The organism is Herbiconiux daphne (genome assembly GCF_024979295.1).
In the GTDB taxonomy this organism is placed as follows: Bacteria; Actinomycetota; Actinomycetes; order Actinomycetales; family Microbacteriaceae; genus Herbiconiux; species Herbiconiux daphnes.
In genome coordinates, this window is record NZ_JANLCJ010000002.1 from 68,545 (window position 1) to 93,076 (window position 24,532).

A 24,532-nucleotide genomic window follows, 5' to 3' on the forward strand; every position below is an offset into this window, starting at 1 on the left:
AGATCGTAATCATGCTTCGTTGGCTCACCGCCGGGGAGTCCCACGGTCAAGAACTCATCGCGATCGTCGAGGGTCTTCCGTCCGGCATCCCCGTTACTCTCGATCAGCTCCGTTCCGACCTCGCCCGGCGCAAACTCGGCTACGGCCGCGGCGCCCGCATGAAGTTCGAGCAGGACGAGCTGGCCATGACCGGCGGTGTCGTGCACGGCAAGACCCTGGGCAGCCCGGTCGCCGTGCGCATCGGCAACACCGAGTGGCCGAAGTGGACCGAGGTCATGGGCGTCGACCCGATCGACGACGAGCTGCCCGGCCGGGGCCGCAGCGCGCCTCTCACCCGCCCGCGCCCGGGCCACGCCGATCTCGTCGGCATGCAGAAGTACGCCTTCGACGAGGCGCGCCCGATTCTCGAGCGGGCGAGCGCCCGCGAGACGGCGGCCCGCGTGGCGCTCGGCGCCATCGCGAAGGCGTTCCTCCGCGAGCTCGGCATCGCGCTCGTGAGCCACACCCTCGCCATCGGCCCGATCCGGGTGCCCGACGGCAGCCCGCTGCCCCGCCCGTCGGATGTCGACGCGCTCGACGCCGACCCGGTGCGGTGCTGGGATGCCGCGACCAGCGCCCTCATGGTGGCTGAGATCGACGACGCCCACAAGGAGGGTGACACCCTTGGCGGCGTCGTGGAGGTGCTCGCCTACGGCGTGCCGCCCGGGCTCGGCTCGCACGTGCACTGGGACCGCCGGCTCGACTCGCAGCTCGCCGCGGCCCTGATGGGCATCCAGGCGATCAAGGGCGTCGAGGTCGGCGACGGCTTCGAGACCTCCCGCCGCCGCGGGTCGGCCGCGCACGACGAGCTCTACCGCGAGGTCGCCCCCGACGGCTCCTACATCACCCGCTCCACCGACCGTGCGGGCGGCACCGAGGGCGGCATGTCCACCGGCACCGTGCTGCGCGTGCGCGCCGGCATGAAGCCGATCGCCACCGTTCCGCACGCCCTGCACACCATCGACGTCGCGACCGGCGAGGATGCCGCGGCCCACCACCAGCGCTCCGACGTATGCGCCGTTCCGGCCGCCGGCGTCGTGGCCGAGGCGATGACCGCGCTCGTGCTCGCCAACGCGGTGCTCGAGAAGTTCGGCGGCGACTCGATCGGCGAGACCCGGCGCAACCTCGAGTCGTACCTCGCGGCGATTCCCGAGGCGCTTCGCACCGGCATCGCCCAGCCATGAGGCTGGTGCTGATCGGCCCGCCCGCGGCCGGAAAATCGCGCATCGGCAAGCGCGTCGCCCGCCTGCTCGGGCTGCCGTTCATCGACACCGACTCGCTGGTCGTGGCCGCGCACGGGCCCATCAGCGACATCTTCGCCACGCACGGTGAACCGCACTTCCGCTCGCTCGAGCGCGCCGAGGTGGTGAAGGCGCTCTCGGCCGACGCGGTCGTCTCGTTCGGCGGTGGGGCCGTGCTCGATGCCGAGACCCAGCACGATCTCGCGCGGCATCCGGTGGTCTTGCTCACCGTGCAACCGCACGCCGTGCTCTCGCGTCTCGGCAACGGCAAGCGGCCGCTCGTGGCCGACGTCGAGTCGTGGATCGCGCTCTACGAGAAGCGCCGCGACCTCTACGAGCGGCTCGCCGACCACACCGTCGACACCTCTGACCGGCCCACCGACCAGCTGGCCGCCGAGATCGCCGACTGGGCCCGGCAGAACGCGACGCAGCCGACGAAGGAGAGCACCCGATGACCGACGCCGACCCGATCGACGACGCCACCACGATCCCCGTCACGGGCGACGACCCCTACGACGTCGTCGTCGGCCGCGGGGTGCTCGACCGGGTGGGCGCGAGCCTCGGCCCGGGCGTCACGAAGGTGCTGGTGGTGCATCCGCCCACCCTCGGCGCCCGCGCGGCGGAGTTCCGCGAGCAGCTGCTCGAGGGCGGCTTCGAGGTGCTGCTGGCCGAGATTCCGGATGCCGAGACCGGCAAGCGGGTCGAGGTCGCCGCGTTCTGCTGGCAGGTGATGGGGCAGGCCGACTTCACCCGCACCGACGCCGTGATCGGGTTCGGCGGGGGAGCCGTGACCGACCTCGCGGGATTCGTGGCCGCCACCTGGTTGCGCGGTGTCACGCTCGTGCAGGTGCCGACGACGCTGCTGGGCATGGTCGACGCCTCGGTGGGCGGCAAGACCGGCATCAATACCAACGAGGGCAAGAACCTCGTGGGCGCGTTCTATGCCCCCCGAGCGGTGTTCGCCGACCTCGATCTGCTGGCGACCCTGCCGCGCAACGAGATCCTGGCCGGCATGGCCGAGGTCGTGAAGTGCGGGTTCATCGCCGAACCCGAGATCCTCGACATCCTCGAGGCCGACGTCGACCGGGCGACCGATCCGTCGACCCCGGAGTTCCGGCGGCTGATCGAGCTCTCGATCGCGGTCAAGGCGCGCGTGGTGAGCAGCGACTTCAAAGAGGCCGGGCTCCGCGAGATCTTGAACTACGGCCACACGCTCGGGCACGCGATCGAGCACGCCGAGCGCTACCAGTGGCGTCATGGGGCGGCCGTCGCCGTGGGCATGACCTACGCCGCCGAACTGGGCCGCCTCACGGGGTCGCTGTCGGACGCCGTGGTCGACCGGCACCGCGACATCCTGAACTCGCTCACGCTGCCGACCACCTACCCGGCGGGCCGGTGGCCGACGCTGCTGGCCACCATGCAGCGCGACAAGAAGTCGCGCGCCGGCATGCTGCGGTTCATCGTGCTCGACGACCTGGCCCGCCCGAGCGTGCTGCAGGGGCCCGAGACGGCGCTGCTCTACGCTGCCTATCAAGAGATCGCGTCGTGATCGCAGAAGGAGACCCATGGCATCCGTGCTCGTTCTGAACGGCCCGAACCTCGGCCGGCTCGGCAGTCGGGAACCCGACGTCTACGGCTCGCAAGACCTGGTGACCCTCGAGCAACAGCTCACCACGGCCGCCGCCGGGCGCGCGAGCATCGACCTGCGGCAGACCAACGACGAGGCCGAGCTCATCTCGTGGCTCTACGAGGCGGTCGACTCGAACACGCCGGTCATCCTCAACCCGGCCGCGTTCACCCACTACTCCTACGCGCTTCGGGATGCCGCCGCGCTCGTCACCAAGGCCGGCATCCCGCTCATCGAGGTGCACATCTCGAACCCGCATGCGCGGGAGACCTTCCGGCACACCAGTGTCATCTCGGGCATCGCGAGCGGGGTGATCGCGGGGTTCGGGTTCGGCAGCTACCGACTCGCGCTGATGGCTCTCCTCGAGCCCGAAGGCTGAGCCGCTACACTCTTTCAGGACCGAAACGCCGGTCTCACCACACTCTTCGAAACGGATCACCTTTTTCATGGCTTCAACGAACGACATCAAGAACGGCACAGTGCTGAGCATCGACGGTCAGCTCTGGAACGTCATCGAGTTCCAGCACGTCAAGCCGGGCAAGGGCGGCGCCTTCGTGCGCACCAAGATCAAGAACGTCATGACCGGCAAGGTCGTCGACCGCACGTTCAACGCGGGCGCCAAGATCGACACCGCGAACGTCGACCGCCGCGACTTCCAGTACCTCTACAAAGACGGCGACTCGTTCGTGTTCATGGACACCAGCGACTACGACCAGATCACCCTCCCGGCCACCATCGTCGGCGACGCGGCGAACTTCCTGCTCGAGCAGCAGACCGCCACGATCGCGCTCTCGGAGGGTGAGCCGCTCTACGTCGAGCTGCCGGCATCCGTGACCCTCGAGATCACCTACACCGAGCCGGGTCTGCAGGGCGACCGCTCGACCGGCGGCACCAAGCCCGCCACCGTCGAGACCGGCTACCAGATCAACGTGCCGCTGTTCCTCGAAATCGGCACGAAGGTCAAGGTCGACACCCGCACGGGCGACTACCTCGGCCGCGTCAACTGAGGCCGGTCGTTGAGCGCACGCACGAAGGCCCGTAAGCGGGCCCTCGACATCCTCTACGCCGCCGACGTGCGGCAGATCCCGATCACCGAGTCGCTCGCGGCCGAGGCCGGGCGTGCCGCGAGCGAGCCCGACCGCGAGGCCTCGTGGCTGTATGCCCGAGACATCGTCGACGGGGTCGTCGACCACTTCGCCGAGATCGACGAGACGATCGAGACCTACGCGCAGGGCTGGAGCATCGCCCGCATGCCTACGATCGACCGGGCGCTGCTGCGCATCGCGATCTGGGAGATTCTCTACAACGACGAGGTGCCGGCGTCGGTCGCCATCTCGGAAGCGGTCGAGGCGGCCAAGACCCTGTCGACCGACGAGTCGGCCGGCTTCCTCAACGGCGTGCTCGGCAAGGTGGCCCAGTCGGCCTGACCGGCTCGGCGCGCCTCCTTCGGGAGGCCATTCGCCCTAGCGGAGGCCGATTCGGCCTCCCGAACGCGCCCGGAGCCGTCGCCGGGCTCCCGAGCGGTGACTCAATCGCGCTACCTTGAGACGTGAGCATTCGTCATGGCCTCGGCGGAAGGTGACCGTGAAGAGCCAGTCACGGTCGAGGATGCGCGTGTGCCGGTTCGTCGTGCTCACCGAGAACCCACACCTGCGAGACCGGTTGGGTGCGCCGGACGAGTGGCGCGAACACCTCGAACGGCAGAGGGCTCGGGCCGGGTGGGATGACGACCTGGCCGGCAGAATCCTCGACGGCCTGGAGCAGGACTCCGCTGTGATCGACTCGATCGTCGACGAGGCGATCGGCGACGGAGCGATCGTCGGGCGTGCGGACGACCGGATGTCGCCGGAGCCGAGCCCGCCAGACGCGCGCCGCGTGGCCCGGAGCTTCCTGCGGGTGGCGGTCGCGGAACTAATCCTGGTCGGCACGCCCTTCGCCGTGGTGCGGTCCGTATACTCCTGGATGCCGTTCCGCTTGCACGGCCGCGAATCCGCGCCCCGGATCCTCGCCGCGCTCGATCGAATCGGCCCGCGGCACGACGGCCCGCGGCCTCCGGCGTCACGGGACTGATAGGGTTGAGCCACGAAGTAGACATCCTTTAAGTCCGTCCGAGAGGCGGGGAAGGAGGTCGGTTGCATGGCGCGCACAGTGCTGCAGCAGGCTGACATAGCCCGGGCGTTGACTCGGATCTCGCACGAGATCCTCGAGTCCAACCGGGGAGCGAACGATCTGGTCATCCTCGGCATCCCGACCCGGGGTGTCGTTCTCGCCGAGCGCATCGGCGGCATCATCGCCGGCATCGAGCCGGGCGTCGACCCGGCCGCGATGGTCGGGTCGCTCGACATCACGATGTACCGCGACGATCTGGCGAAGCATCCGACCCGCACGCCGTCGCCGACGCAGGTGCCCCGCCAGGGCATCGACGGCAAGACCGTCGTGCTCGTCGACGACGTGCTCTACTCCGGCCGCACGGTGCGGGCCGCCCTCGACGCGCTCAACGACCTCGGCCGACCGCGGGTGGTGCGCCTCGCGGCGCTGGTCGACCGGGGCCACCGCGATCTGCCCATCCGCGCCGACTTCGTGGGCAAGAACCTGCCGACCTCGCGCGACGAGCGCATCAACGTGCGCCTCGCCGAGATCGACGGCACCGAAGAGGTCAGCATCGAGGGGTCCAGCATCGAGGGGTCCGGCACCGACGCATGAGGCACCTGCTCTCGACCAAAGACCTGACCCGCGACGAGGCCGTCCGCATCCTCGACATCGCCGAGGACATGGCGGATGTCTCCACCCGCGAGGTCAAGAAGCTGCCCGCCCTGCGCGGCAAGACCGTGGTGAACCTCTTCTTCGAAGACTCCACCCGCACTCGCATCTCGTTCGAGGCCGCCGCCAAGCGGCTGTCGGCCGACGTCATCAACTTCAGCGCGAAGGGCTCGAGCGTGTCGAAGGGCGAGAGCCTGAAAGACACCGCGCAGACCCTGGCCGCCATGGGCGCCGACGGCGTCGTCATCCGCCACCACGCCTCGGGCGCCCCGCAGGTGCTCGCGCAGAGCGGCTGGATCGACGCCGCCATCGTCAACGCCGGCGACGGCACCCACGAGCATCCCACCCAGGCCCTCCTCGACGCCTTCACCATGCGGCGCCGCCTCTTTCCCGGCGAGAGCCGCGGCCGTGGACTCGACGGGGTGAGCGTCGTGATCGTCGGCGACATCCTGCACTCCCGCGTGGCCCGCTCGAACCTCTGGCTGCTGCGCACCCTCGGCGCCACGGTGACCTTCGTCGCCCCCGCGACCCTCGTGCCGCTCGGCGCCGACACCTGGCCGGCCGACATCTCGTTCGACCTCGACGCCACGCTCGCGCTGACGCAACCCGACGTCGTGATGATGCTGCGCATCCAGAGCGAACGCATGAACGCCGCCTACTTCCCGACCGCGCGCGAGTACGCCCGGCAGTGGGGTCTCGACGACGAGCGCCTCGGGCGTCTGCGCCCGGATAGCATTGTCATGCACCCCGGACCGATGAATCGGGGCCTCGAGATCTCGGCCGGCGCGGCCGACTCGGCGCAATCGACTGTTCTCGAACAGGTCGCGAACGGTGTGTCAATCCGGATGGCGGTTCTCTACCTGCTGCTCTCCGGCGAAAGGGAGGCCCTGGCGTGACGCGGTATCTGCTGAGGGGAGCGACCCTGCCCGACGGCTCGCCCGCCGACATCGTGATCGACGAGGGCCGCATCGTGTCGACCGCTCCCGGCGCGGCATCCGACGGCCCCGGCACGATCGTGATCGACGCCGGCGGACTCGTGGCGCTGCCCGGCCTCGTCGACCTGCACACCCACTTGCGCGAGCCCGGCTTCGAGCAGAGCGAGACGGTGCTCACCGGCACCCGCGCCGCTGCGGCCGGTGGGTTCACGAGCGTGTTCGCGATGGCCAACACCCTCCCCGTCAGCGACACCGCGGGCGTGGTCGAGCAGGTGCAGTCGCTCGGCGACGCGGCCGGCTACGCCACCGTGCGGCCGATCGGCGCCGTCACCGTCGGCCTCGCCGGCGAGCGGCTCAGCGAGATCGGCGCCATGGCCCAGTCGCGCGCCGCCGTGCGGGTGTTCAGCGACGACGGCAAATGCGTGCACGACTCGCTGCTGATGCGCCGCGCGCTCGAGTACGTCAAGACCTTCGACGGCGTCATCGCCCAGCACGCCCAGGATCCGCGGCTCACCGAGAACGCGCAGATGAACGAGGGCGCGCTGAGCAGCGAGCTCGGCCTCAAGGGCTGGCCCGCGGTGGCCGAGGAGTCGATCATCGCCCGCGACGTGCTGCTCGCCGAACACGTCGGCGCGCGCCTGCACGTCTGCCACCTCTCGACGGCCGGCTCGGTCGACGTCATCCGCTGGGCGAAGGCCCGTGGCATCGCCGTGACCGCCGAGGCCACGCCGCACCACCTGCTGCTCACCGAAGACCTCGTGCGCAGCTACGACGCCCGCTACAAGGTGAACCCCCCGCTGCGGCGCGACGACGACGTGCAGGCCCTTCGCGAGGGCGTCGCCGACGGCACGATCGACATCGTCGCCACCGACCACGCCCCGCACCCCCGCGAGAGCAAAGAAAGCGAGTGGGATGCCGCGGCGTTCGGCATGGTGGGCCTCGAGTCGGCGCTGCCGGTCGTGCAGACCGCGCTCGTCGACACGGGCCTCATCGGCTGGCAGGATGTCGCGCGCGTGCTCTCCACGGCGCCGGCGCGCATCGGGCGGCTCACCGGCCACACCCACTCGTTCGAGGACGGCGCCCCTGCCAACCTCACCCTCGTCGACCCGTCGGATCGGAGCGTCTTCACGCTCGACCGGCTGCACGGCAAGAGCGTCAACACGCCCTACGAGGGCCTCGAGCTCGCGGGGAACGTGCGGTGGACATTCCACCACGGCTTCCCCACCCTGCGCGACGGCGTTCTCGCCCCCGCCGACGAGGTGGCCGCCTCGGCCGCCTCGATCGCCCAGCACCGGATCGGAGCGCAGTCCCATGGCTAGAGTCTTCCCGGCCCTGCTCGTCACCCTCTTCGCCCTGCTGCTGCTCGGCGCCATGTTCTGGGCCTGGCGGGCGCGAAAGCGCCGCCAGTCCGCGTTCTCGCGACCCGTCGAGGCGCCGGCGACGGATGCGCGCGGTGGCGTGCTCGCCCGCGCCGACGTCCTCTACGTGGCAACCACCACCGCCGGCGACCCGCTCGACCGCCTCACCATCCCCGGTCTGGCGTTCCGCGGGCGCGGGGTGGCGACGGTCTGGGAGTCGGGTGTCTCGATCTCGATCCCGGGCGAACCCGAGACGTTCGTCGAGAAGTCCCGGTTGCGCTCCATCGGCACCTCGACCTGGGCCATCGACCGGGTGGTCGAGACCGGTGGCCTCGTGCGCCTCGACTGGACGTTCGAGTCATCGAACGGCCCGGCCGACGTCGAGAGCTACCTGCGAACCATCGAACTCGGTGACGCGGCCCGGCTCATCGCCGCCGCGAACACACTCGTCCCTCACCAGGGCATCCCGCAACAGGAAGGAACCTCGTCGTGATCAGAACCGAACCCGCCGTGCTCGTGCTGGAAGACGGTCGACGCTACGAGGGCCGCGCCTACGGCGCCGTCGGCCGCACGCTCGGCGAAGCCGTCTTCGCCACCGGCATGACCGGCTACCAGGAGACCTTGACCGACCCGTCGTATGCCGGCCAGATCGTGATGATGACGGCGCCGCACATCGGCAACACCGGGGTCAACGACCTCGACAAGGAGTCGTCGAAGATCTGGGTGGCGGGCTTCGTGGTGCGCGACCCCTCGCGCGTGGTATCGAACTTCCGCGCCGAGCGCAGCCTCGACGACGACCTCGCGACCGACGGGGTCGTGGGCATCTCGGGCATCGACACGCGCGCGGTGACCCGGCACATCCGGTCGTTCGGCGCCATGCGGGCCGGCATCTTCTCGGGCGACGACTACGACCTCAGCCAGACCGAGCAGCTCAACACCGTGCGCTCCGGCGCCGGCATGGTGGGCCAGAACCTCTCGAGCACCGTCTCGACGCCCGAGCGCTACACCGTGCCGGCCGTGGGCGAGAAGGTGGGAACCGTCGCGGTTCTCGACCTCGGGGTCAAGACCTCGACCGTCGGCTACCTCTCGCAGCAGGGCTTCGACGTCGTCGTGCTGCCCGAGGCGACGACCGGCGACGACCTGATCGAGCTGGCTCCGGATGCCCTGTTCTACTCCAACGGGCCCGGCGACCCCGAGGCATCCGAAGCCCACGTCGAACTGCTGCAGACCTCGCTGCGCAGCGGCACGCCGTTCTTCGGCATCTGCTTCGGCAACCAGCTGCTCGGCCGCGCGCTCGGTTTCGACACCTACAAGCTGCCGTTCGGGCACCGGGGCATCAACCAGCCCGTGCTCGACCGGGTCACCGGCCGGGTCGAGATCACGAGCCAGAACCACGGCTTCGCGGTCGATGCGCCGCGCGACGGGGTCATCGAGTCGCCCGCCGGCTTCGGCCGGGTGGAGGTGAGCCACGTCAGCCTCAACGACGACGTGGTGGAGGGCCTGCGGTGCCTCGACATCGATGCGTTCTCGGTGCAGTACCACCCGGAGGCCGCCGCCGGCCCCCACGACTCCCAATACCTGTTCGACCGCTTCCGCGACATGATCGTCGCCAAGAAGTCGGCGGCCCCCGCCACCGACGACGACGCTTCCTTTGAAGGAGACCACCAGTAATGCCACGCAGGGAAGACATCCAGAGCGTTCTCGTCATCGGCTCGGGCCCGATCGTCATCGGCCAGGCGTGCGAGTTCGACTACTCGGGCACCCAGGCCTGCCGTGTGCTGCGCGAGGAGGGCGTGCGCGTCATCCTGGTGAACTCCAACCCGGCCACCATCATGACCGACCCCGACTTCGCCGACGCCACCTATGTGGAGCCCATCACCTGGCAGGTCATCGAGTCGATCATCGCCAAGGAGAAGCCGGATGCGATCCTGCCGACCCTGGGCGGCCAGACTGCGCTGAACGCGGCCATCCAGCTGCACGAGCACGGCATCCTCGAGAAGTACGGCGTGGAGCTCATCGGCGCCAACTTCGAGGCCATCAACAAGGGCGAGGACCGCCAGATCTTCAAGGAGCTGGTGCTGCAGTGCGGTGCCGATGTGGCCCGCTCGCACATCGCGCACACGGTCGAGGAGGCCGTCGGCTTCGCCGAAGACCTCGGCTACCCGCTCGTCGTGCGCCCCTCGTTCACCATGGGCGGGCTCGGCTCGGGCTTCGCCTACACCGAGGAGGAGCTGCGGCGCATCGTCGGCGACGGCCTGCACCAGAGCCCCACCACCGAGGTGCTGCTCGAGGAGTCGATCCTCGGTTGGAAGGAGTACGAGCTCGAGCTCATGCGCGACACCGCCGACAACACGGTGGTCGTCTGCTCCATCGAGAACGTCGATCCGGTCGGCGTGCACACCGGTGACTCGATCACCGTGGCGCCGGCGCTCACGCTGACGGACCGCGAATACCAGAAGCTCCGCGACATCGGCATCGACATCATCCGCGCCGTGGGCGTCGACACCGGAGGCTGCAACATCCAGTTCGCCGTCGACCCGGCGAACGGCCGCATCATCGTGATCGAGATGAACCCGCGTGTGTCGCGGTCGTCGGCTCTCGCCTCGAAGGCGACCGGCTTCCCGATCGCCAAGATCGCCGCGAAGCTCGCGATCGGCTACCGGCTCGACGAGATCCCCAACGACATCACCAAGGTCACCCCGGCGTCGTTCGAGCCCACGCTCGACTACGTCGTGGTGAAGGTTCCCCGCTTCGCGTTCGAGAAGTTCCCGGCCGCCGACCCCACCCTCACCACCACCATGAAGTCGGTGGGCGAGGCGATGGCCATCGGGCGCAACTACACCCAGGCGCTGCAGAAGGCGCTGCGCTCGCTCGAGAAGCGTGGCTCGTCGTTCCACTGGGAGCCGCTCAACGCGTCGAAAGACGACCTGCTCGCCAAGGCCGCCATCCCGACCGACGGCCGCATCGTGACCGTGCAGCAGGCCCTGCGTGCCGGAGCCAGTGTCGAGGAGGTCTTCGAGGCGACCAAGATCGACCCGTGGTTCATCGACCAGATCCTGCTGATCAACGAGGTGGCCGAGGCCATCTCGTCGTCGGAGAACGCCGACACCGCCATGTTCCTGCTCGCCAAGCAGCACGGGTTCAGCGACGCGCAGATCGCGTCGCTGCGCGGCTTCGGCGAGAAGGATGTGCGCGAGGTGCGGCACATCCTCGGCATCCGCCCCGTCTACAAGACCGTCGACACCTGCGCCGGCGAGTTCCCGGCCCTCACGCCCTACCACTACTCCAGCTACGACCTCGAGACCGAGGTGGAGCCCTCCGACCGGCGCAAGGTCGTCATCCTGGGCTCGGGCCCGAACCGCATCGGCCAGGGCGTCGAGTTCGACTACTCCTGCGTGCACGCGTCGTTCGCCCTGTCGGATGCCGGCTTCGAGACCATCATGATCAACTGCAACCCCGAGACGGTCTCGACCGACTACGACACCAGCGACCGCCTCTACTTCGAGCCGCTGACGCTGGAGGACGTGCTGGAGGTCATCCACGCCGAGCAGCAGTCCGGCGAGCTCGTGGGCGTCGTGGTGCAACTCGGCGGGCAGACCGCGCTCGGTCTCGCTAAGGGTCTCGAAGAGGCCGGCGTGCCGATTCTCGGCACGACCCCTGACGCCATCGACCTGGCCGAGGAGCGCGGGCTGTTCTCGGGCATCCTCGACGCCGCCGGCATCCTGGCCCCGAAGAACGGCACGGCGACCGACTACACCACCGCGGTGGCGGTGGCCGAGGAGATCGGCTTCCCGGTGCTCGTGCGCCCCTCCTACGTGCTGGGCGGTCGCGGCATGGAGATCGTCTACGACACCCCGTCGCTCGCCGACTACTTCGAGCGCATCGAGGGCCAGGGCATGGTGGGCACGGCGAACCCGCTGCTCGTCGATCGTTTTCTCGACGACGCGATCGAGATCGACGTCGACGCCCTCTACGACGGCCACGAGCTCTACATCGGCGGCATCATGGAGCACATCGAGGAGGCCGGCATCCACTCGGGCGACTCCAGCTGCACCCTGCCGCCCGTCACACTCGGCCGCGAGCAGATCAACCGCGTGCGCGAGGCGACCCTCGCCATCGCCCAGGGCATCGGCGTGCGGGGCCTGCTGAACGTGCAGTTCGCCATCGGCGCCGGCATCCTCTATGTGCTCGAAGCCAACCCCCGGGCCTCGCGCACCGTGCCCTTCGTGTCGAAGGCGCTCGGCATCCCGCTCGCGAAGGCGGCCTCGCGCATCATGGTCGGGTCGACCATCGACGAGCTGAAGACCGAGGGCATGCTGCCCGTGCAGGACGGCTCGATCGTGCCGCTCGACTCGCCGGTGGCCGTGAAGGAGGCCGTGCTGCCGTTCAAGCGCTTCCGCACCAAGGAGGGCCTGATCGTCGACTCGGTGCTCGGCCCCGAGATGCGCTCGACCGGCGAGGTCATGGGCATCGACCGCGACTTCCCGCGCGCCTTCGCCAAGAGCCAGGAGGCGGCTTATGGGGGCCTGCCGACGAGCGGCACCGTCTTCGTGTCGGTGAGTGATCGTGACAAGCGCGCGATCGTGCTCCCGGTGCTGCGCCTGCAGCAGCTCGGCTTCGAGATCCTCGCCACCGAGGGCACGGCCGAGGTGCTGAACCGCAACGGCATCCACGCGCACCTGGTGACGAAGTACTCCGACGGCAAGGGAACGGATGCGCCCACCATCGTCGATCTGATCAACCAGAACAAGGTCGACATCGTCATCAACACGCCGAGCGGTCGTTCGGCCCGGGCCGACGGCTACGAGATCCGCGCGGCAGCGGTGGCGGCCGACAAGCCGCTGTTCACCACCATCGCGCAGCTCGGTGCGGCGGTGGCCTCGTTCGACGCCCTTCGCGAGGGCTTCGAGGTGACCTCGCTGCAGGAGTACGCACTCGCCCGGAGCGCGCGCGGATGAGCGGGGCGCAGACCGCGTCACCTCCCACGCGCATCCGGAGCTTCGGCGAGCGGCTGGACGCCGCCTTCGGCGCGCACGGTCATCTCTGTGTGGGCATCGACCCGCACCCCTACCTGCTCGAGCAGTGGGGACTGCCCGGTGACGCGAACGGAACGCGATCGTTCGGGCTGGCCGTCGTGGCCGCCGCCGCGGCATCCGGTCGTGCCGGCATCGTGAAGCCGCAGGTGGCCTTCTTCGAGGCCTACGGCTCGGCCGGATTCGCCGCACTCGAAGACGTGCTCGCGGCTGCACGGGAGGCCGGGCTGCTGGTGATCGGTGACGCGAAGCGCGGCGACATCGGGTCGACCAACGACGGCTACGCCGACGCCTGGCTCACGAGCGGGTCGCCGCTCGAGGTCGACGCCCTGACCGTGACGGCGTTCACCGGCGTCGGAGCGCTGGCCCCGCTGTTCGATCGCGCCGAGGCGAACGGCAAGGGCCTGTTCGTGCTGAGCGCCACCTCCAACCCCGAGTCGGGGGCTCTGCAGACGGCCCGCACCGGCGCCGGCGAGAGCGTGTCGCGTCTCGTGGCCGACGGGGTGGCGGCCCGCAACACCGACCGAACGCGGCTCGGCGACTTCGGGCTCGTGCTCGGCGCCACGAAGCGCCTCGACGACTACGGCTTCACCGCCGACTCGCTGCGGGGCCTCTCGACCACGCCCGTGCTCGCACCCGGATTCGGGTTCCAGGGGGCCGAGTACTCGGCCATCCCGCACATTTTCGGGCCGTTGGCTCCGGATGTCGTCGTGAGTGTGTCCCGCTCCATCCTGCAGCACGGCCCCACCGGCCTCGCGGCCGCGATCGACGCCGACGCGGCACAGGTCGGCGAGGTGATCTCGTGAAGCCGCCCGAGGTCGACCGGGTCGCGGCATCCCGGGCCGCCGTCGCCGCACGCCGAGCCCGCGCCGCGGTCAAGCGCGCGGTCACGGAGCGCCGGCTGAGCGCCGTGTCGGTGCTCGACACCGCCCTGTCGAGCACGGAGAGCGTCGAAGCGACGATGCGCGTGCGCGACCTGCTGATGAGCATCCCGGGTCTCGGCCCGGTGCGGGTCGACCGCGTGATGGAGCGGCTCGGCATCGCCTCGTCGAAGCGACTGTCGGGCCTCGGCGTGCACCAGCAGCAGCGGCTGCGCGAGTTCCTGCTGAAGCGCGCGCCGCAGGTGGAGCGCGCCGCCCAGAGCCGGCTGGTCGTGCTGGCCGGGCCGACCGCGGTCGGCAAGGGCACCGTGTCGACCTACATCCGCGAGAACTATCCCGACGTGCTGCTCTCGGTGTCGGCCACCACGCGGGCGCCGCGGCCCGGCGAGGTCGACGGCGTGAGCTACTACTTCATCGACGACGCGGAGTTCGATCGCATGATCGACGAGGGCGAGTTCTTGGAGTGGGCGGTGGTGCACAACAAGTCGCGCTACGGCACCCCGCGCGGCCCGATCGACGCGGCCCTGGCCTCGGGGCGCAGCGTGCTGCTAGAGATCGACATCCAGGGCGCGCGCCTGGTGAAAGCCGCCATGCCCGAGGCCACGCTCGTGTTCCTGCTGCCGCCCACCTGGGAAGAGCTGGTGCGCCGATTGATCGGCCGTGGCACCGAGACGCTCGAGGAGCAGGAGCGCAGGCTCACCACGGCGAGGGTCGAATTGGCGGCCCAGGACGAGTTCGATCACCGGGTCGTGAACCGCGATGTGCAGGCTGCGGCGGCGGAGGTCGTAGAATTGATGCAGATTCAGAAGGCGATCGACCTTCGCGGCAAGGAGTAACCACACAATGGCCACCAACAAACTCGGCATCATCGACCCGCCCATCGACGAGCTTCTCTCGAAGGTCGACTCGAAGTACGCCCTCGTCATCTTCGCCTCGAAGCGCGCGCGCCAGATCAACGACTACTACGCTGACCTGCATGAGGGCAGCCTGTTCGACAACGTCGGCCCTCTGGTCGACTCGACCATCGACGACAAGCCGCTCTCGGTGGCCATGCACGAGATCAACGAAGACAAGCTCGTCGTCAAGCCTGCGGCTCCCATCGAGTAGAGGCCTCCGGCCCATCAGCACCGGAGCAGCATCCAATTGAACATCGTCGTCGGAATCACGGGTGGCATCGCGGCCTACAAGGCGGTGAACGTCATCCGTGGTTTCGTTCTGCAGGGTCACGACGTGCACGTCGTGGCGACCGAGGCGGCTCTGCGGTTCGTCGGGCGGCCGACGCTCGAGGCGCTCTCGCGCAACACGGTGAACACCGACCTCTACGAGGCGGTGGCCGAGGTGCGGCACGTGGCCATCGGCCAGGCCGCCGATCTGATCGTGATCGCGCCGGCGACGGCGAACACCATCGCGAAGCTTGCGGCCGGCCTCGCCGACGACCTGCTGGGCAACACGGTGCTCGCGAGCCGGGCACCGGTGGTGATCGCGCCGGCGATGCACACCGAGATGTGGCAGAACCCCGCGACCGTGGCCAACATCGCGACGCTCCGTGCCCGCGGCATCCACCTCGTCGGGCCCGTCAGCGGACAGCTCACGGGCAAAGACGCCGGCCCCGGCCGGATGGCCGAACCCGACGACATCGTGGCCGGAGCCCTCGCCGTGGTGGCGTCGGCCGGCATCCGCGATCTCGAGGGCCGGTCGGTGCTCGTCACCGCCGGCGGCACCCGCGAGCCGCTCGACCCGGTGCGCTACATCGGCAACCGCTCCAGCGGGCGCCAGGGCATCGCCATCGCCGAGGCCGCCCGCCGTCGCGGTGCGCGGGTGACCTTGATCGTCGCCCACATCGAGGTGCCGGTTCCCGAGGGCGTCGAGGTCGTGCGGGTCGAGACCACCGCCGAGCTGCTCGAGGCGACCGCGTCGGCGGCGCCCGCGAACGACCTCGTCGTGATGGCGGCGGCCGTGGCCGACTACCGGCCCGTGCACGTCTCCGACGACAAGATCAAGAAGGCGAACACGGGCGAGACGCTGACGCTCGAGCTGGTGCAGAACCCGGATGTGCTCGCCACCATCTCGGCGGAGCCGCGCGGCGATCGCCTCATCGTGGGGTTCGCCGCCGAGACGGCCGTCGACCGCGACGCGCTGCTCGAGCTCGGCCGCGCCAAGATCGCGCGCAAGGGCTGCGACTACCTCGTGGTCAACAACGTCGGCTGGTCGACCGGATTCGTGACCGACGACAATTCGGTCACGGTGCTCGACTCTTCCGGCGATATAGTTTTCGAGGCATCCGGCAGCAAGTCGTCGGTGGCTGATGACATCCTCGGAGTGTTCGCCGCCGCCCTATCAGGAGCAGAATGACCTCTCTTCGTCTTTTCACGTCCGAGTCCGTCACCGAGGGTCACCCCGACAAGATCTGCGACCAGATCTCGGACAGCATCCTCGACGCCCTCCTCACCGTGGATCCGCATTCCCGGGTCGCCGTCGAGACCTTGGTCACCACCGGGCTCGTGCACGTCGCGGGTGAGGTGACGACGGCGGGTTACGTCGAGATCCCCGCCATCGTGCGTGAGAAGATCACGTCGATCGGCTACACGTCGTCGGACGTCTGGTTCGACGGCCGCTCGTGCGGCGTCTCGGTGTCGATCGGCGGCCAGTCGCCCGACATCGCGCAGGGCGTCGACAACGCGTTCGAGACCCGCGAGGGCTCGTCGACCGACGAGGTCGACCGGCAGGGTGCCGGAGACCAGGGCATCATGTTCGGCTACGCCACGACCGAGACGCCCCAGCTGATGCCGCTGCCGATCTGGCTGGCCCACCGGCTGTCGGAGCGCCTGGCCACCGTGCGCAAAGAGGGGCTGCTCGACTACCTGCGGCCCGACGGCAAGACGCAGGTCACCATCGGTTACGACGGCGTCGTGCCGCGCACGGTCGACACCGTGGTGCTCTCGACCCAGCACGCTCCCTTCATCGACCTCGACGAGCTGCGGCACGAGGTGGAGGAGGTCGTCATCCGTCCGGTGCTCGAGGGAGCGGAGGCATCCGGGGTCTCGCTCGACTACTCGGCCGTGCGCACGCTCATCAACCCGACCGGCCGGTTCGAGATCGGCGGCCCCCAGGGCGATGCCGGGCTGACCGGCCGCAAGATCATCGTCGACACCTACGGCGGCGCAGCGCGCCACGGCGGCGGCGCGTTCAGCGGCAAAGACCCGTCGAAGGTCGACCGCTCGGCCGCCTACGCCATGCGCTGGGTGGCGAAGAACGCGGTCGCCGCGGGTCTCGCCGAGCGCCTCGAGGTGCAGATCGCGTACGCGATCGGCAAGGCCGCGCCCGTGGGCTTCTACGTGGAGACCTTCGGCACCGGCGTGGTGAGCGACGAGGTGATCACCGATGCTCTGCGCAGCGTCTTCGATCTGCGCCCGGCGGCCATCATCGAAGAACTCGACCTGCTGCGCCCGATCTATGCGCGCACGGCGACCTACGGCCACTTCGGGCGCGAACTGCCCGAGTTCACGTGGGAGCGCCTCGACCGGGTCGACGAGATCCGGGCCGCCGCAGGCCTGTAGGCCGCGTCGTGCCGGGCGAGGTCGCGGCCGACGGGGGAGAGGCCGCCCAGGAGCGGGCGGGTGACGGGGCGGCGGCGGTTGCCGTCGCGCCCGTCGAGGTGGTCGAGGTGGTCGAGGCCGGCGCGCCCGTGGAGGCGGTCGTGGCGGTCGTGGCGCGGGTGATGCTCGAGTCGCCACTGCCGCAGCTGGATCGGCTGTTCGACTACCGGGTGCCGCCGGCGCTCGTGGCAGCCGCGCGGCCCGGTGTGCGCGTGAAGGTTCCGCTGCGCTCGGCCGGACGGACCGCGCGGGGATACATCATCGAGGTGGTCGCGCACGCCGACTACCAGGGGTCGCTGAGCGAGATCGACGAGATCGTGTCGCCCCTGCCGGTGCTCACGCCCGAGGTGTGGGCACTCGCGCGACGGCTCGCCGACCGTGCGGCCGGCAGCGCGTGCGACATCGTGCGGCTCGCCGTGCCGCCGCGGTTCGTGCGCGTCGAGAAGGCTTTCCTGGCGCGACGCGCCGGCGTGGCGCCCGTCTCGGGGTCCGAGGTTGCCGCCGAGGACGCTGCCAAGGGCGGGGCAGGGGCCGAGGGCGAAGGCGCGGACGGGGACGCGCGGGACGGGGCGAAACGCGACGGCACGGACGACGTGGCAGACGGGGGCGCGCGAGACGGGGCGGACGATGGCGCGCGCGACAGCGTGGACGATGGCGCGCGAGACGGGGCGGACGGGGGCGCGCGAGACGGGTCGGACCCGCGCGACAGGGCGGACGCGCGCCAAAGCGCGGACGATAGCGCGCGAGACAGCGCGGGCGGCGGTGCTGCGGTGAGCGCAGCGGCCGACACCGGGACGTTGCGACTGACTGCGTACTCCGCGGGCGACGCCGGGCACCTCATGGAGCCCGGGTCGCGCAGCGCGATCGACGCCGTCGCCACTGTCGTGGCGGTGCGCGACGCCGAGGGCGCCGAGCACACCGTCGGCCACTGGGCGCTGACGGTGGCGGAGTTCGCCGCGGCGGTCTTCCGGGGTGGTGAGTCCGTCATCGTGGCGGTGCCCGACTACCGCGATCAGACCTCGCTGGAACAGGCACTCGCCCACGCCGGGGTCGCCGACGCCGTGGTGCCGCTCGATGCCCGGCAGGCGCGCACCGACCGCTACGCCAACTTCCTCACCGCCCTCGACGGCGAGCCGCACATCGTGGTGGGCAACCGGTCGAGCGTCTACGCCCCGGTGTCGAACCTCGGCCTGATCGTGGTCTGGGACGAGGGCGACTCCCTGCAGACCGAGCCCCTGGCGCCCTACGTGCATGTGCGCGATGCCGCGCTCGTGCGCCAGGAGCAGTCGGGGTGCCGGCTGAGCTTCGTGTCGCACTCCCGCAGCACCGAGGTGGAACGGCTCGTCGAACTCGCGTTCCTGCATCCGGTGTTCCCCACTCCGCGCTACCTGCCTCGCGTGGTGCCCACCGCCGAGCAGGACGACGCCGACGCCCCGCAGAACTCGGCCCGCATCCCCTCGTCGGCGTGGGCGGTCGCCCGCGCCGCCCTCGAGACCGGCCCGGTGCTGGTGCAGGTGGCACGCCCGGGCTATGCGCCGGTGCTCGCCTGCACCAACTGCGCAACGCCCGCCGCGTGCACGGTCTGCGGAGGGCCGCTCAAGGTCGCCCGAGCCGGGGCGCGCCCGTCGTGCAGCCTCTGCGGTGCCATCGCCGCGAACTGGTCGTGCGCCACCTGCCAGGGCACCACGTTCCGCTTCGCGTCGATCGGCGCCGGACGCACCGCCGACGAGCTCGGCCGCGCTTTCCCGGGCACCCGTGTCATCGTCTCCGACGGCGAGCGGCCCGTGCTGACCGTCGACGCCCGGCCCGCCCTCGTGGTGGCCACCCGCGGGGCGGAGCCCATCGCGACCGGCGGCTACCGGGCCGTGCTGCTGCTCGACGGCCCGCGGATGCTCGCGCGCGAGTCGCTGCGCGTCGCCGAGGACTGCCTGCGCTGGTGGTCGAACGCCATCGCGCTCTCGGCACCGCGCGCCACGAACGTGCTGGTGGGCGTCGGCGGAGAGCTGGCGAAGAGCCTGGTTACGTGGCAGCAGGAGAGCGTGGCCGGCGCCGAGCTGGTCGACCGGCGGCGGCTGCGGTTTCCGCCCGCGGTGCGGATCGCCACCGTGACGGGCGCCGCCGACACCGTCGAGACGGCGATGAACGACCTGCACGGTCTTCTGACCGACGCCGAATGGGCGAAGATGGACACACTGGGCCCCGTGCCCACTGACGACGGCAGTGTGCGCGTGATCGTGCGGTTCGACTACTCGATCGGCACGGCCGTCGCCCGCCACCTGCGTGCGCTGGTCGTGAAGAACGCGACCAGCCGGCGCGCCAAGGCCGGCCGAGGTGCGGCTTACCGGCCACCGCCCACCCTGCGGGTGCGGCTCGACGATTCGGAGATCATGGAATGAGACTCGTGTTCGCGGGCACCCCGGCGGTCGCTGTTCCGAGCCTGGAAGCGCTCGCCCGCCGTCACGACATCGCCGCCGTCATCACCCGGGTCGACGCCCCGCTCGGCCGTAAACGCGTGCTCACCCCCTCACCGGTCGCGGATGCCGCCGACCGCCTGGGACTTGCGACCATCAAGGCCAATCGGCTCGACGCAGATGTCACCGAGAAGGTCGCCGCCCTCGACGCCGACCTCGGTGTGATCGTGGCCTACGGCGGGCTCGTGCGCGAACCCCTCCTCAGCACGCCGAGGCAGGGCTGGATCAACCTGCACTTCTCGCTGCTTCCCCGCTGGCGCGGTGCCGCGCCGGTGCAGTGGACCATCATCGCCGGCGACTCCGAGTCGGGCGCCACGGTGTTCCAGCTGCAGCCCGGCCTCGACGACGGCCCGATCTGGCGATCGGCGTCGACCCCGGTCGCGCCCCACGAGACGGCGGGCAACCTGCTCGCGCGGCTCTCGGTCTCGGGCGCCGACCTTCTCGCCGACACCGTCGACGGCATCGCCGACGGCCGTCTGCACGCCGGGGAGCAGCACGGCGAGGTGACGCTCGCTCCCAAACTGACCATCGACGACGCCCGGCTCGACTTCACCGCCGACCTCGACACCGTCTACCGACGCCTGCGCGGAGTCACCCCCGAGCCCGGAGCGTTCACCGAGATCGACGGCACGCGCGTGAAGATCGTCGACGCCGCACCGGCGCGCGACCACGCCGGCTTGGAGCCGGGGGTCGTGGTCGCCCGCGACGGCCACGTCTACGTGGGCACCGCCGGCGCGGCCCTCGAGTTGCTCACGGTGCATCCTGCCGGCAAGAAGGCCATGCGTGCTGCCGACTGGTGGCGAGGCTTGGGAGCAGAGAGGATGATCGCCGAATGAGCGACGACCGCAACAGGGGCGAACGAGGCCGGCGAAGCCAGGGCGAACCGCAGGGCCGGAGCGGCCGGCGCGGGCAGGGTTCGTCGCGCGCCGGCGGCGGCTCGACCGGCGCCCATGCCGCCGACCGCTCCGGCCGGGGGAGAGGCTCGGAGAGCAGCACCGCTCGCTCGGGCGAGGCGGCCGGACACGTTCAGCCCGCCCGGCGCATCGCGCTCGAGGTGATCACGGCCGTGCGCGCCGACGACGCCTACGCCAACCTGCTGCTGCCCTCGAAGATCGCGGCCGCCCGCCTCGACTCGGCCGACGCCGGCCTCGCCACCGAACTCACCTACGGCACGCTGCGGATGCGCGGCTACTACGACCGGGTGATCGAGATCGCGTCGGGCCGCCCGATCGCCGAGCTCGACGGGGTGGTGCGCGACGTGCTCGAACTCGGCTGCCACCAGATTCTCTCGATGCGCGTCGCCCAGCACGCGGCGGTCAACGAGTCGGTCGAGCTCGCCCGTCAGGTGGCGTCCCGCTCGTCGACCGGGTTCGTCAACGGAGTGTTGCGGGCCATCACCCGCACCCCCGCGGCGGAGTGGGCGACACGGGCGATCGAGTCGGCCGAGGGCGTCGACGAGCAACTCGCGATCGCGGCATCCCACCCCGCCTGGGTGATCCGGGCGTTCCGCCGGGCCCTCGCCGCCGACGGGGTGCCGGCCGACGACGCGGCTTTTCAGCTCGACGAACTGCTCGACGCCGACAACACGCCGGCCCGCCTCAGCCTCACCGCTCTGCCCGGCCTGATCGACCGCGACGAGGTCGGCGAGGGCACCGAACCGTCGCCGCTGTCGCCGATCGGCCTGCTCGCCCCCACCGGTGACCCGTCGTCTATCGCCGCCGTGCACGAGGGCCGGGCCCGCGTGCAAGACGAAGGCTCGCAACTCGCCGCCCTCGCCCTCACCCGGGCGCGCCCGATCGTCGCCGGCGAGCGCTGGCTCGACCTCTGCGCCGGGCCCGGGGGCAAGACCGCCGTGCTCGCCGCCGAAGCGCGGCTCGGCGGCGCCGAGGTCGTGGCGAACGAGCCCATCGCCGCCCGTGCCGGCCTCGTGCGCCGCGCGGTGGCCGCCATTCCCGACCCGCCCGTGGTGTGGGAGCGCGACGGCACCTCCATCGGCGACGACGAGCCCGAGTCGTTCGACCGCATTCTGGTCGACGCCCCGTGCACCGGCCTCGGCGCCCTGCGCCGCCGCCCCGAGGCCCGGTGGCGCAAGTCTCCGAGCGACGTGGCCGACCTGGTCGATCTGCAGCAGCGCCTGATCGACTCGGCCGTGCGCGCGCTGAAGCCCGGCGGCGTGCTGGCCTACGTGACCTGCTCGCCGCACGTGGGCGAGACGCGCGGTCAGGTGCAGGGCGTGCTCCGCCGCTGGGGCGATGCCCTCGAGCAGCTCGACACCCAGGCCGTGCTGACCGATATCAGCGGGGGCGCGATCGCGTTGGGCGCTCCGGATGCCGCCGCTCAGCTCTGGCCGCACCGCAACAACACCGACGCCATGTTCATCGCCCTGTTCCGCAAGAGCGCGCCGGCACCCGCTCCGGCCGAGTAGCGCGGTCACAGCCGCACGACGCCGTCGGAGTGGCTGAGGAACTGCCCCCGCAGTCGCGTGCGGCCTCGAGGAAAACACGATGTCACCGCGTCGGCGACCGCGCGTTCGGCCGCCGTGGGCCGTGGGCGCCCCTCGCGCTCCCAGACCACCACGACCTGGGTGGCGTCGATGTGGCCGGCCACCTCATGGGCCAGGATCGCCAGCGCCTCGATCTCGGTGGGCTCGGCACAATCGAGATCGAGGTCGAACGGCATCACGAGCGGCAGCGGCCGATCGGTCTCGTCGAGGTAGAGCAGCCACACCTGGGGCCGGATCGCGGGCCCGACGAGCGATCGCACCAGGCCTGCGAGGTCGCGGTCGGTGCTCATCACTCCGACGTCGTCGGCTGAGGGCGGTGAGGAGAATGTCATGCGCCGATCTTCGCGACCACGGCCCGCCCGATGGCGCACGAGCGACGATCTGTGGAGAAAAAGCCCGACCCGGCCCGCCGGGGAGGACAGGCCGGGTCGAAGTAGGGTCGGTCTCATGGCACCACTGCGCACCCGGATGTCGCTCCCACTGCAGCTCGGCGACGGCCTGCGGCTCGAACTGCGGTCGCGCGAGACCATCGAGGCCGGCCTCGAGCTCACCCGGCGCAACCTTCAGCGGCTGCGCGAATGGGAGCCCTGGGCGCAGGCCGACCAGACTCTCGCGAGCGCCCGGTCGTTCACCGAGCTCGTGCTCTCGCAATACGCCCAGGGCCGCAACATCCCGACCCTGGTGTTCCTCGGCGACGAACCGATCGGCAGCGTGTCGATGCGCATCGACCCGCTGCTGGGCACGGGCGAGCTCGGCTACTGGATCGACGGCGACCACGAGGGCCGGGGCATCGTGACCCGCGCCTGCGCCGCCCTGCGCGACCGGAGTCTCGAGGCGGGGCTCGCCCGGGTCGAGATCCGGGCGGCCACCGCGAACACCCGCAGCCGCCGCGTCGCCGAGCGTCTGGGCTTCACCCTCGAGGGCGTGCTGCGCTCGGCGCTGCCGGTCGGGGCGCGGCGCCTCGACCTCGCCGTCTACGGCTTCGTCGCCGGCGACGACGCGCGTGACGGCGGGAACCGCGGCGAGGGCGCCGCCGGAACCGGGCACGCGGTGGACGGCCGGCAACGGTAGACGGCCCAGCCCGCTAGTCCGGCAGAACGGTAAAGTCGACCCGTGGCACTCCGCATCAACCCCAGCATCCTGGCCTCCGACTTCGCCAACCTCGAGGCCGAGCTCGGCCGCATCGCCAACGCCGACCTCGCGCACGTCGACGTCATGGACTACCACTTCGTGCCCAACCTCACCCTCGGCCTCCCCGTCGTGGAGCGCCTGCAGCAGGTGTCGCCCATCCCGCTCGACGTGCACCTCATGATCGACGACCCCGAGCGCTGGGCTCCGGCCTACGCCGAGATCGGCGCCTACTCCGTCACCTTCCACGCCGAAGCCACGCTCGAACCGGTGAAGGTGGCGCGGAGCCTCCGCGAGCGCGGCGCCCGTGCCGGTCTGGCGCTGAAGCCCGGCACCGAGGTCGAGCCCTACCTCGAACTGTTGCCCGAGTTCGACATGGTGCTGGTCATGACCGTCGAGCCCGGTTTCGGCGGTCAGTCGTTCATGCCGGGCACGATGCCCAAGCTGACCCGCCTCGCCGACGCGGTGAAGGCATCCGGTCTCGACATCTGGATGCAGGTCGACGGCGGCATCAACGACGACACCATCGCCGTGGCCGCGGAGGCCGGGGCGAACACGTTCGTCGCCGGATCGAGCGTGTTCGGAGCCGAGAGCGCCGCCGCGCAGGTCGACCACCTGCGCGCCCTCGCGGCCCGGCACAGCCACTGACACCGGTAGCCTTGACCCGTGAAGACTTTCGATGAGCTGTTCCTCGAGCTCTCCGCCAAGGCGGCCGAACGCCCCGAGGGCTCGGGCACCGTTCGCGAGCTCGACGCCGGCGTGCACACCATCGGCAAGAAGATCGTCGAGGAGGCCGCCGAGGTCTGGATGGCGGCCGAGTACGAGTCCGACGAGAACGCCGCAGAAGAGATCTCGCAGCTGCTCTACCACCTGCAGGTGATGATGCTCGCGAAAGGCCTGACCCCGGCCGACGTCTACCGACATCTGTAGCAAGAAAGCCCCGCGTCAGAACGTCACTCC

25 protein-coding genes are annotated in these 24,532 nt (G+C 70.6%); 24 read left to right on the forward strand and 1 reads right to left on the reverse strand.

The features are described from left to right. Positions 1-11: 11 nt before the first annotated feature. From aroC to N1032_RS05910, 21 genes are all read left to right on the forward strand, one after another. Complete coding sequence (gene aroC, locus N1032_RS05810) at positions 12-1,223, forward strand: chorismate synthase (protein WP_259538064.1); 1,212 nt, start codon at positions 12-14, stop codon at positions 1,221-1,223. Next, on the forward strand, positions 1,220-1,735 hold the full coding sequence (locus N1032_RS05815; RefSeq protein ID WP_259538065.1) for a shikimate kinase: 516 nt from the start codon (positions 1,220-1,222) through the stop codon (positions 1,733-1,735). Before aroC ends, N1032_RS05815 begins: the two co-directional genes overlap by 4 nt. After that, complete coding sequence (gene aroB / locus N1032_RS05820; protein ID WP_259538066.1) at positions 1,732-2,829, forward strand: 3-dehydroquinate synthase; 1,098 nt, start codon at positions 1,732-1,734, stop codon at positions 2,827-2,829. The genes N1032_RS05815 and aroB overlap by 4 nt, the downstream gene beginning before the upstream one ends. 16 nt (positions 2,830-2,845) lie before the next feature. Then, entirely contained in the window at positions 2,846-3,286 is a 441-nt protein-coding gene (locus N1032_RS05825) for a type II 3-dehydroquinate dehydratase (protein WP_259538067.1), read from the forward strand. Positions 3,287-3,353: 67 nt separating this feature from the next. After that, positions 3,354-3,914: an elongation factor P gene (efp, locus tag N1032_RS05830; RefSeq protein WP_259538068.1), complete on the forward strand. Its 561-nt coding sequence runs from the start codon at positions 3,354-3,356 to the stop codon at positions 3,912-3,914. Positions 3,915-3,923: 9 nt separating this feature from the next. Next, positions 3,924-4,334, forward strand: a complete 411-nt coding sequence (gene nusB / locus N1032_RS05835; protein ID WP_259538069.1) for a transcription antitermination factor NusB — start codon at positions 3,924-3,926, stop codon at positions 4,332-4,334. 157 nt (positions 4,335-4,491) lie between these two features. After that, the gene (locus N1032_RS05840; protein ID WP_259538070.1) at positions 4,492-4,977 is read left to right on the forward strand and encodes a hypothetical protein; all 486 of its coding nucleotides are present in this window, start codon (positions 4,492-4,494) and stop codon (positions 4,975-4,977) included. Positions 4,978-5,043: 66 nt separating this feature from the next. Further along, entirely contained in the window at positions 5,044-5,610 is a 567-nt protein-coding gene (pyrR, locus tag N1032_RS05845; RefSeq protein ID WP_259538071.1) for a bifunctional pyr operon transcriptional regulator/uracil phosphoribosyltransferase PyrR, read from the forward strand. After that, a complete protein-coding gene (locus tag N1032_RS05850; protein WP_259538072.1) occupies positions 5,607-6,563 on the forward strand; it encodes an aspartate carbamoyltransferase catalytic subunit in 957 nt (318 codons plus the stop codon). Before pyrR ends, N1032_RS05850 begins: the two co-directional genes overlap by 4 nt. Beyond that, positions 6,560-7,921 carry a dihydroorotase gene (locus N1032_RS05855; RefSeq protein ID WP_259538073.1) on the forward strand — a complete coding sequence of 454 codons (1,362 nt, stop codon included), beginning with the start codon at positions 6,560-6,562 and terminating at the stop codon, positions 7,919-7,921. The genes N1032_RS05850 and N1032_RS05855 overlap by 4 nt, the downstream gene beginning before the upstream one ends. Further along, positions 7,914-8,453, forward strand: coding sequence for a PH-like domain-containing protein (locus N1032_RS05860; protein WP_259538074.1), 540 nt, complete (start codon positions 7,914-7,916; stop codon positions 8,451-8,453). Before N1032_RS05855 ends, N1032_RS05860 begins: the two co-directional genes overlap by 8 nt. Beyond that, entirely contained in the window at positions 8,453-9,631 is a 1,179-nt protein-coding gene (gene carA / locus N1032_RS05865) for a glutamine-hydrolyzing carbamoyl-phosphate synthase small subunit (protein ID WP_259538655.1), read from the forward strand. Before N1032_RS05860 ends, carA begins: the two co-directional genes overlap by 1 nt. Further along, positions 9,631-12,918, forward strand: coding sequence for a carbamoyl-phosphate synthase large subunit (gene carB / locus N1032_RS05870; protein WP_259538075.1), 3,288 nt, complete (start codon positions 9,631-9,633; stop codon positions 12,916-12,918). The genes carA and carB overlap by 1 nt, the downstream gene beginning before the upstream one ends. Continuing rightward, on the forward strand, positions 12,915-13,799 hold the full coding sequence (pyrF, locus tag N1032_RS05875; RefSeq protein ID WP_259538076.1) for an orotidine-5'-phosphate decarboxylase: 885 nt from the start codon (positions 12,915-12,917) through the stop codon (positions 13,797-13,799). The genes carB and pyrF overlap by 4 nt, the downstream gene beginning before the upstream one ends. Then, positions 13,796-14,710, forward strand: a complete 915-nt coding sequence (gene gmk, locus N1032_RS05880) for a guanylate kinase (RefSeq protein WP_259538077.1) — start codon at positions 13,796-13,798, stop codon at positions 14,708-14,710. Before pyrF ends, gmk begins: the two co-directional genes overlap by 4 nt. 7 nt (positions 14,711-14,717) lie before the next feature. Next, the gene (gene rpoZ / locus N1032_RS05885) at positions 14,718-14,981 is read left to right on the forward strand and encodes a DNA-directed RNA polymerase subunit omega (protein ID WP_259508988.1); all 264 of its coding nucleotides are present in this window, start codon (positions 14,718-14,720) and stop codon (positions 14,979-14,981) included. 36 nt (positions 14,982-15,017) lie between these two features. Next, on the forward strand, positions 15,018-16,226 hold the full coding sequence (gene coaBC, locus N1032_RS05890; protein ID WP_259538078.1) for a bifunctional phosphopantothenoylcysteine decarboxylase/phosphopantothenate--cysteine ligase CoaBC: 1,209 nt from the start codon (positions 15,018-15,020) through the stop codon (positions 16,224-16,226). Next, a complete protein-coding gene (gene metK / locus N1032_RS05895) occupies positions 16,223-17,431 on the forward strand; it encodes a methionine adenosyltransferase (protein WP_259538079.1) in 1,209 nt (402 codons plus the stop codon). The genes coaBC and metK overlap by 4 nt, the downstream gene beginning before the upstream one ends. An 8-nt stretch (positions 17,432-17,439) precedes the next feature. Continuing rightward, positions 17,440-19,866: a primosomal protein N' family DNA-binding protein gene (locus N1032_RS05900; RefSeq protein WP_407933008.1), complete on the forward strand. Its 2,427-nt coding sequence runs from the start codon at positions 17,440-17,442 to the stop codon at positions 19,864-19,866. Further along, on the forward strand, positions 19,863-20,777 hold the full coding sequence (fmt, locus tag N1032_RS05905; RefSeq protein WP_259538080.1) for a methionyl-tRNA formyltransferase: 915 nt from the start codon (positions 19,863-19,865) through the stop codon (positions 20,775-20,777). The genes N1032_RS05900 and fmt overlap by 4 nt, the downstream gene beginning before the upstream one ends. Next, positions 20,774-22,366: an RsmB/NOP family class I SAM-dependent RNA methyltransferase gene (locus N1032_RS05910; RefSeq protein WP_259538081.1), complete on the forward strand. Its 1,593-nt coding sequence runs from the start codon at positions 20,774-20,776 to the stop codon at positions 22,364-22,366. Before fmt ends, N1032_RS05910 begins: the two co-directional genes overlap by 4 nt. A gap of 5 nt (positions 22,367-22,371) precedes the next feature. On the opposite strand, the gene N1032_RS05915 is transcribed toward N1032_RS05910, so the two are convergent. Beyond that, positions 22,372-22,776 carry a hypothetical protein gene (locus N1032_RS05915; protein ID WP_259538082.1) on the reverse strand — a complete coding sequence of 135 codons (405 nt, stop codon included), beginning with the start codon at positions 22,774-22,776 and terminating at the stop codon, positions 22,372-22,374. A gap of 115 nt (positions 22,777-22,891) precedes the next feature. Here N1032_RS05915 and N1032_RS05920 point away from each other — a divergent pair, with 115 nt between their 5' ends. The 3 genes from N1032_RS05920 to N1032_RS05930 are packed head-to-tail and all read left to right on the forward strand — an operon-like array spanning position 22,892 to position 24,502. Next, the gene (locus N1032_RS05920) at positions 22,892-23,515 is read left to right on the forward strand and encodes a GNAT family N-acetyltransferase (RefSeq protein ID WP_259538083.1); all 624 of its coding nucleotides are present in this window, start codon (positions 22,892-22,894) and stop codon (positions 23,513-23,515) included. A gap of 42 nt (positions 23,516-23,557) precedes the next feature. After that, the gene (rpe, locus tag N1032_RS05925; protein WP_259538084.1) at positions 23,558-24,220 is read left to right on the forward strand and encodes a ribulose-phosphate 3-epimerase; all 663 of its coding nucleotides are present in this window, start codon (positions 23,558-23,560) and stop codon (positions 24,218-24,220) included. 18 nt (positions 24,221-24,238) lie between these two features. Next, positions 24,239-24,502, forward strand: coding sequence for a phosphoribosyl-ATP diphosphatase (locus N1032_RS05930; RefSeq protein ID WP_259538086.1), 264 nt, complete (start codon positions 24,239-24,241; stop codon positions 24,500-24,502). Positions 24,503-24,532: the final 30 nt, after the last annotated feature.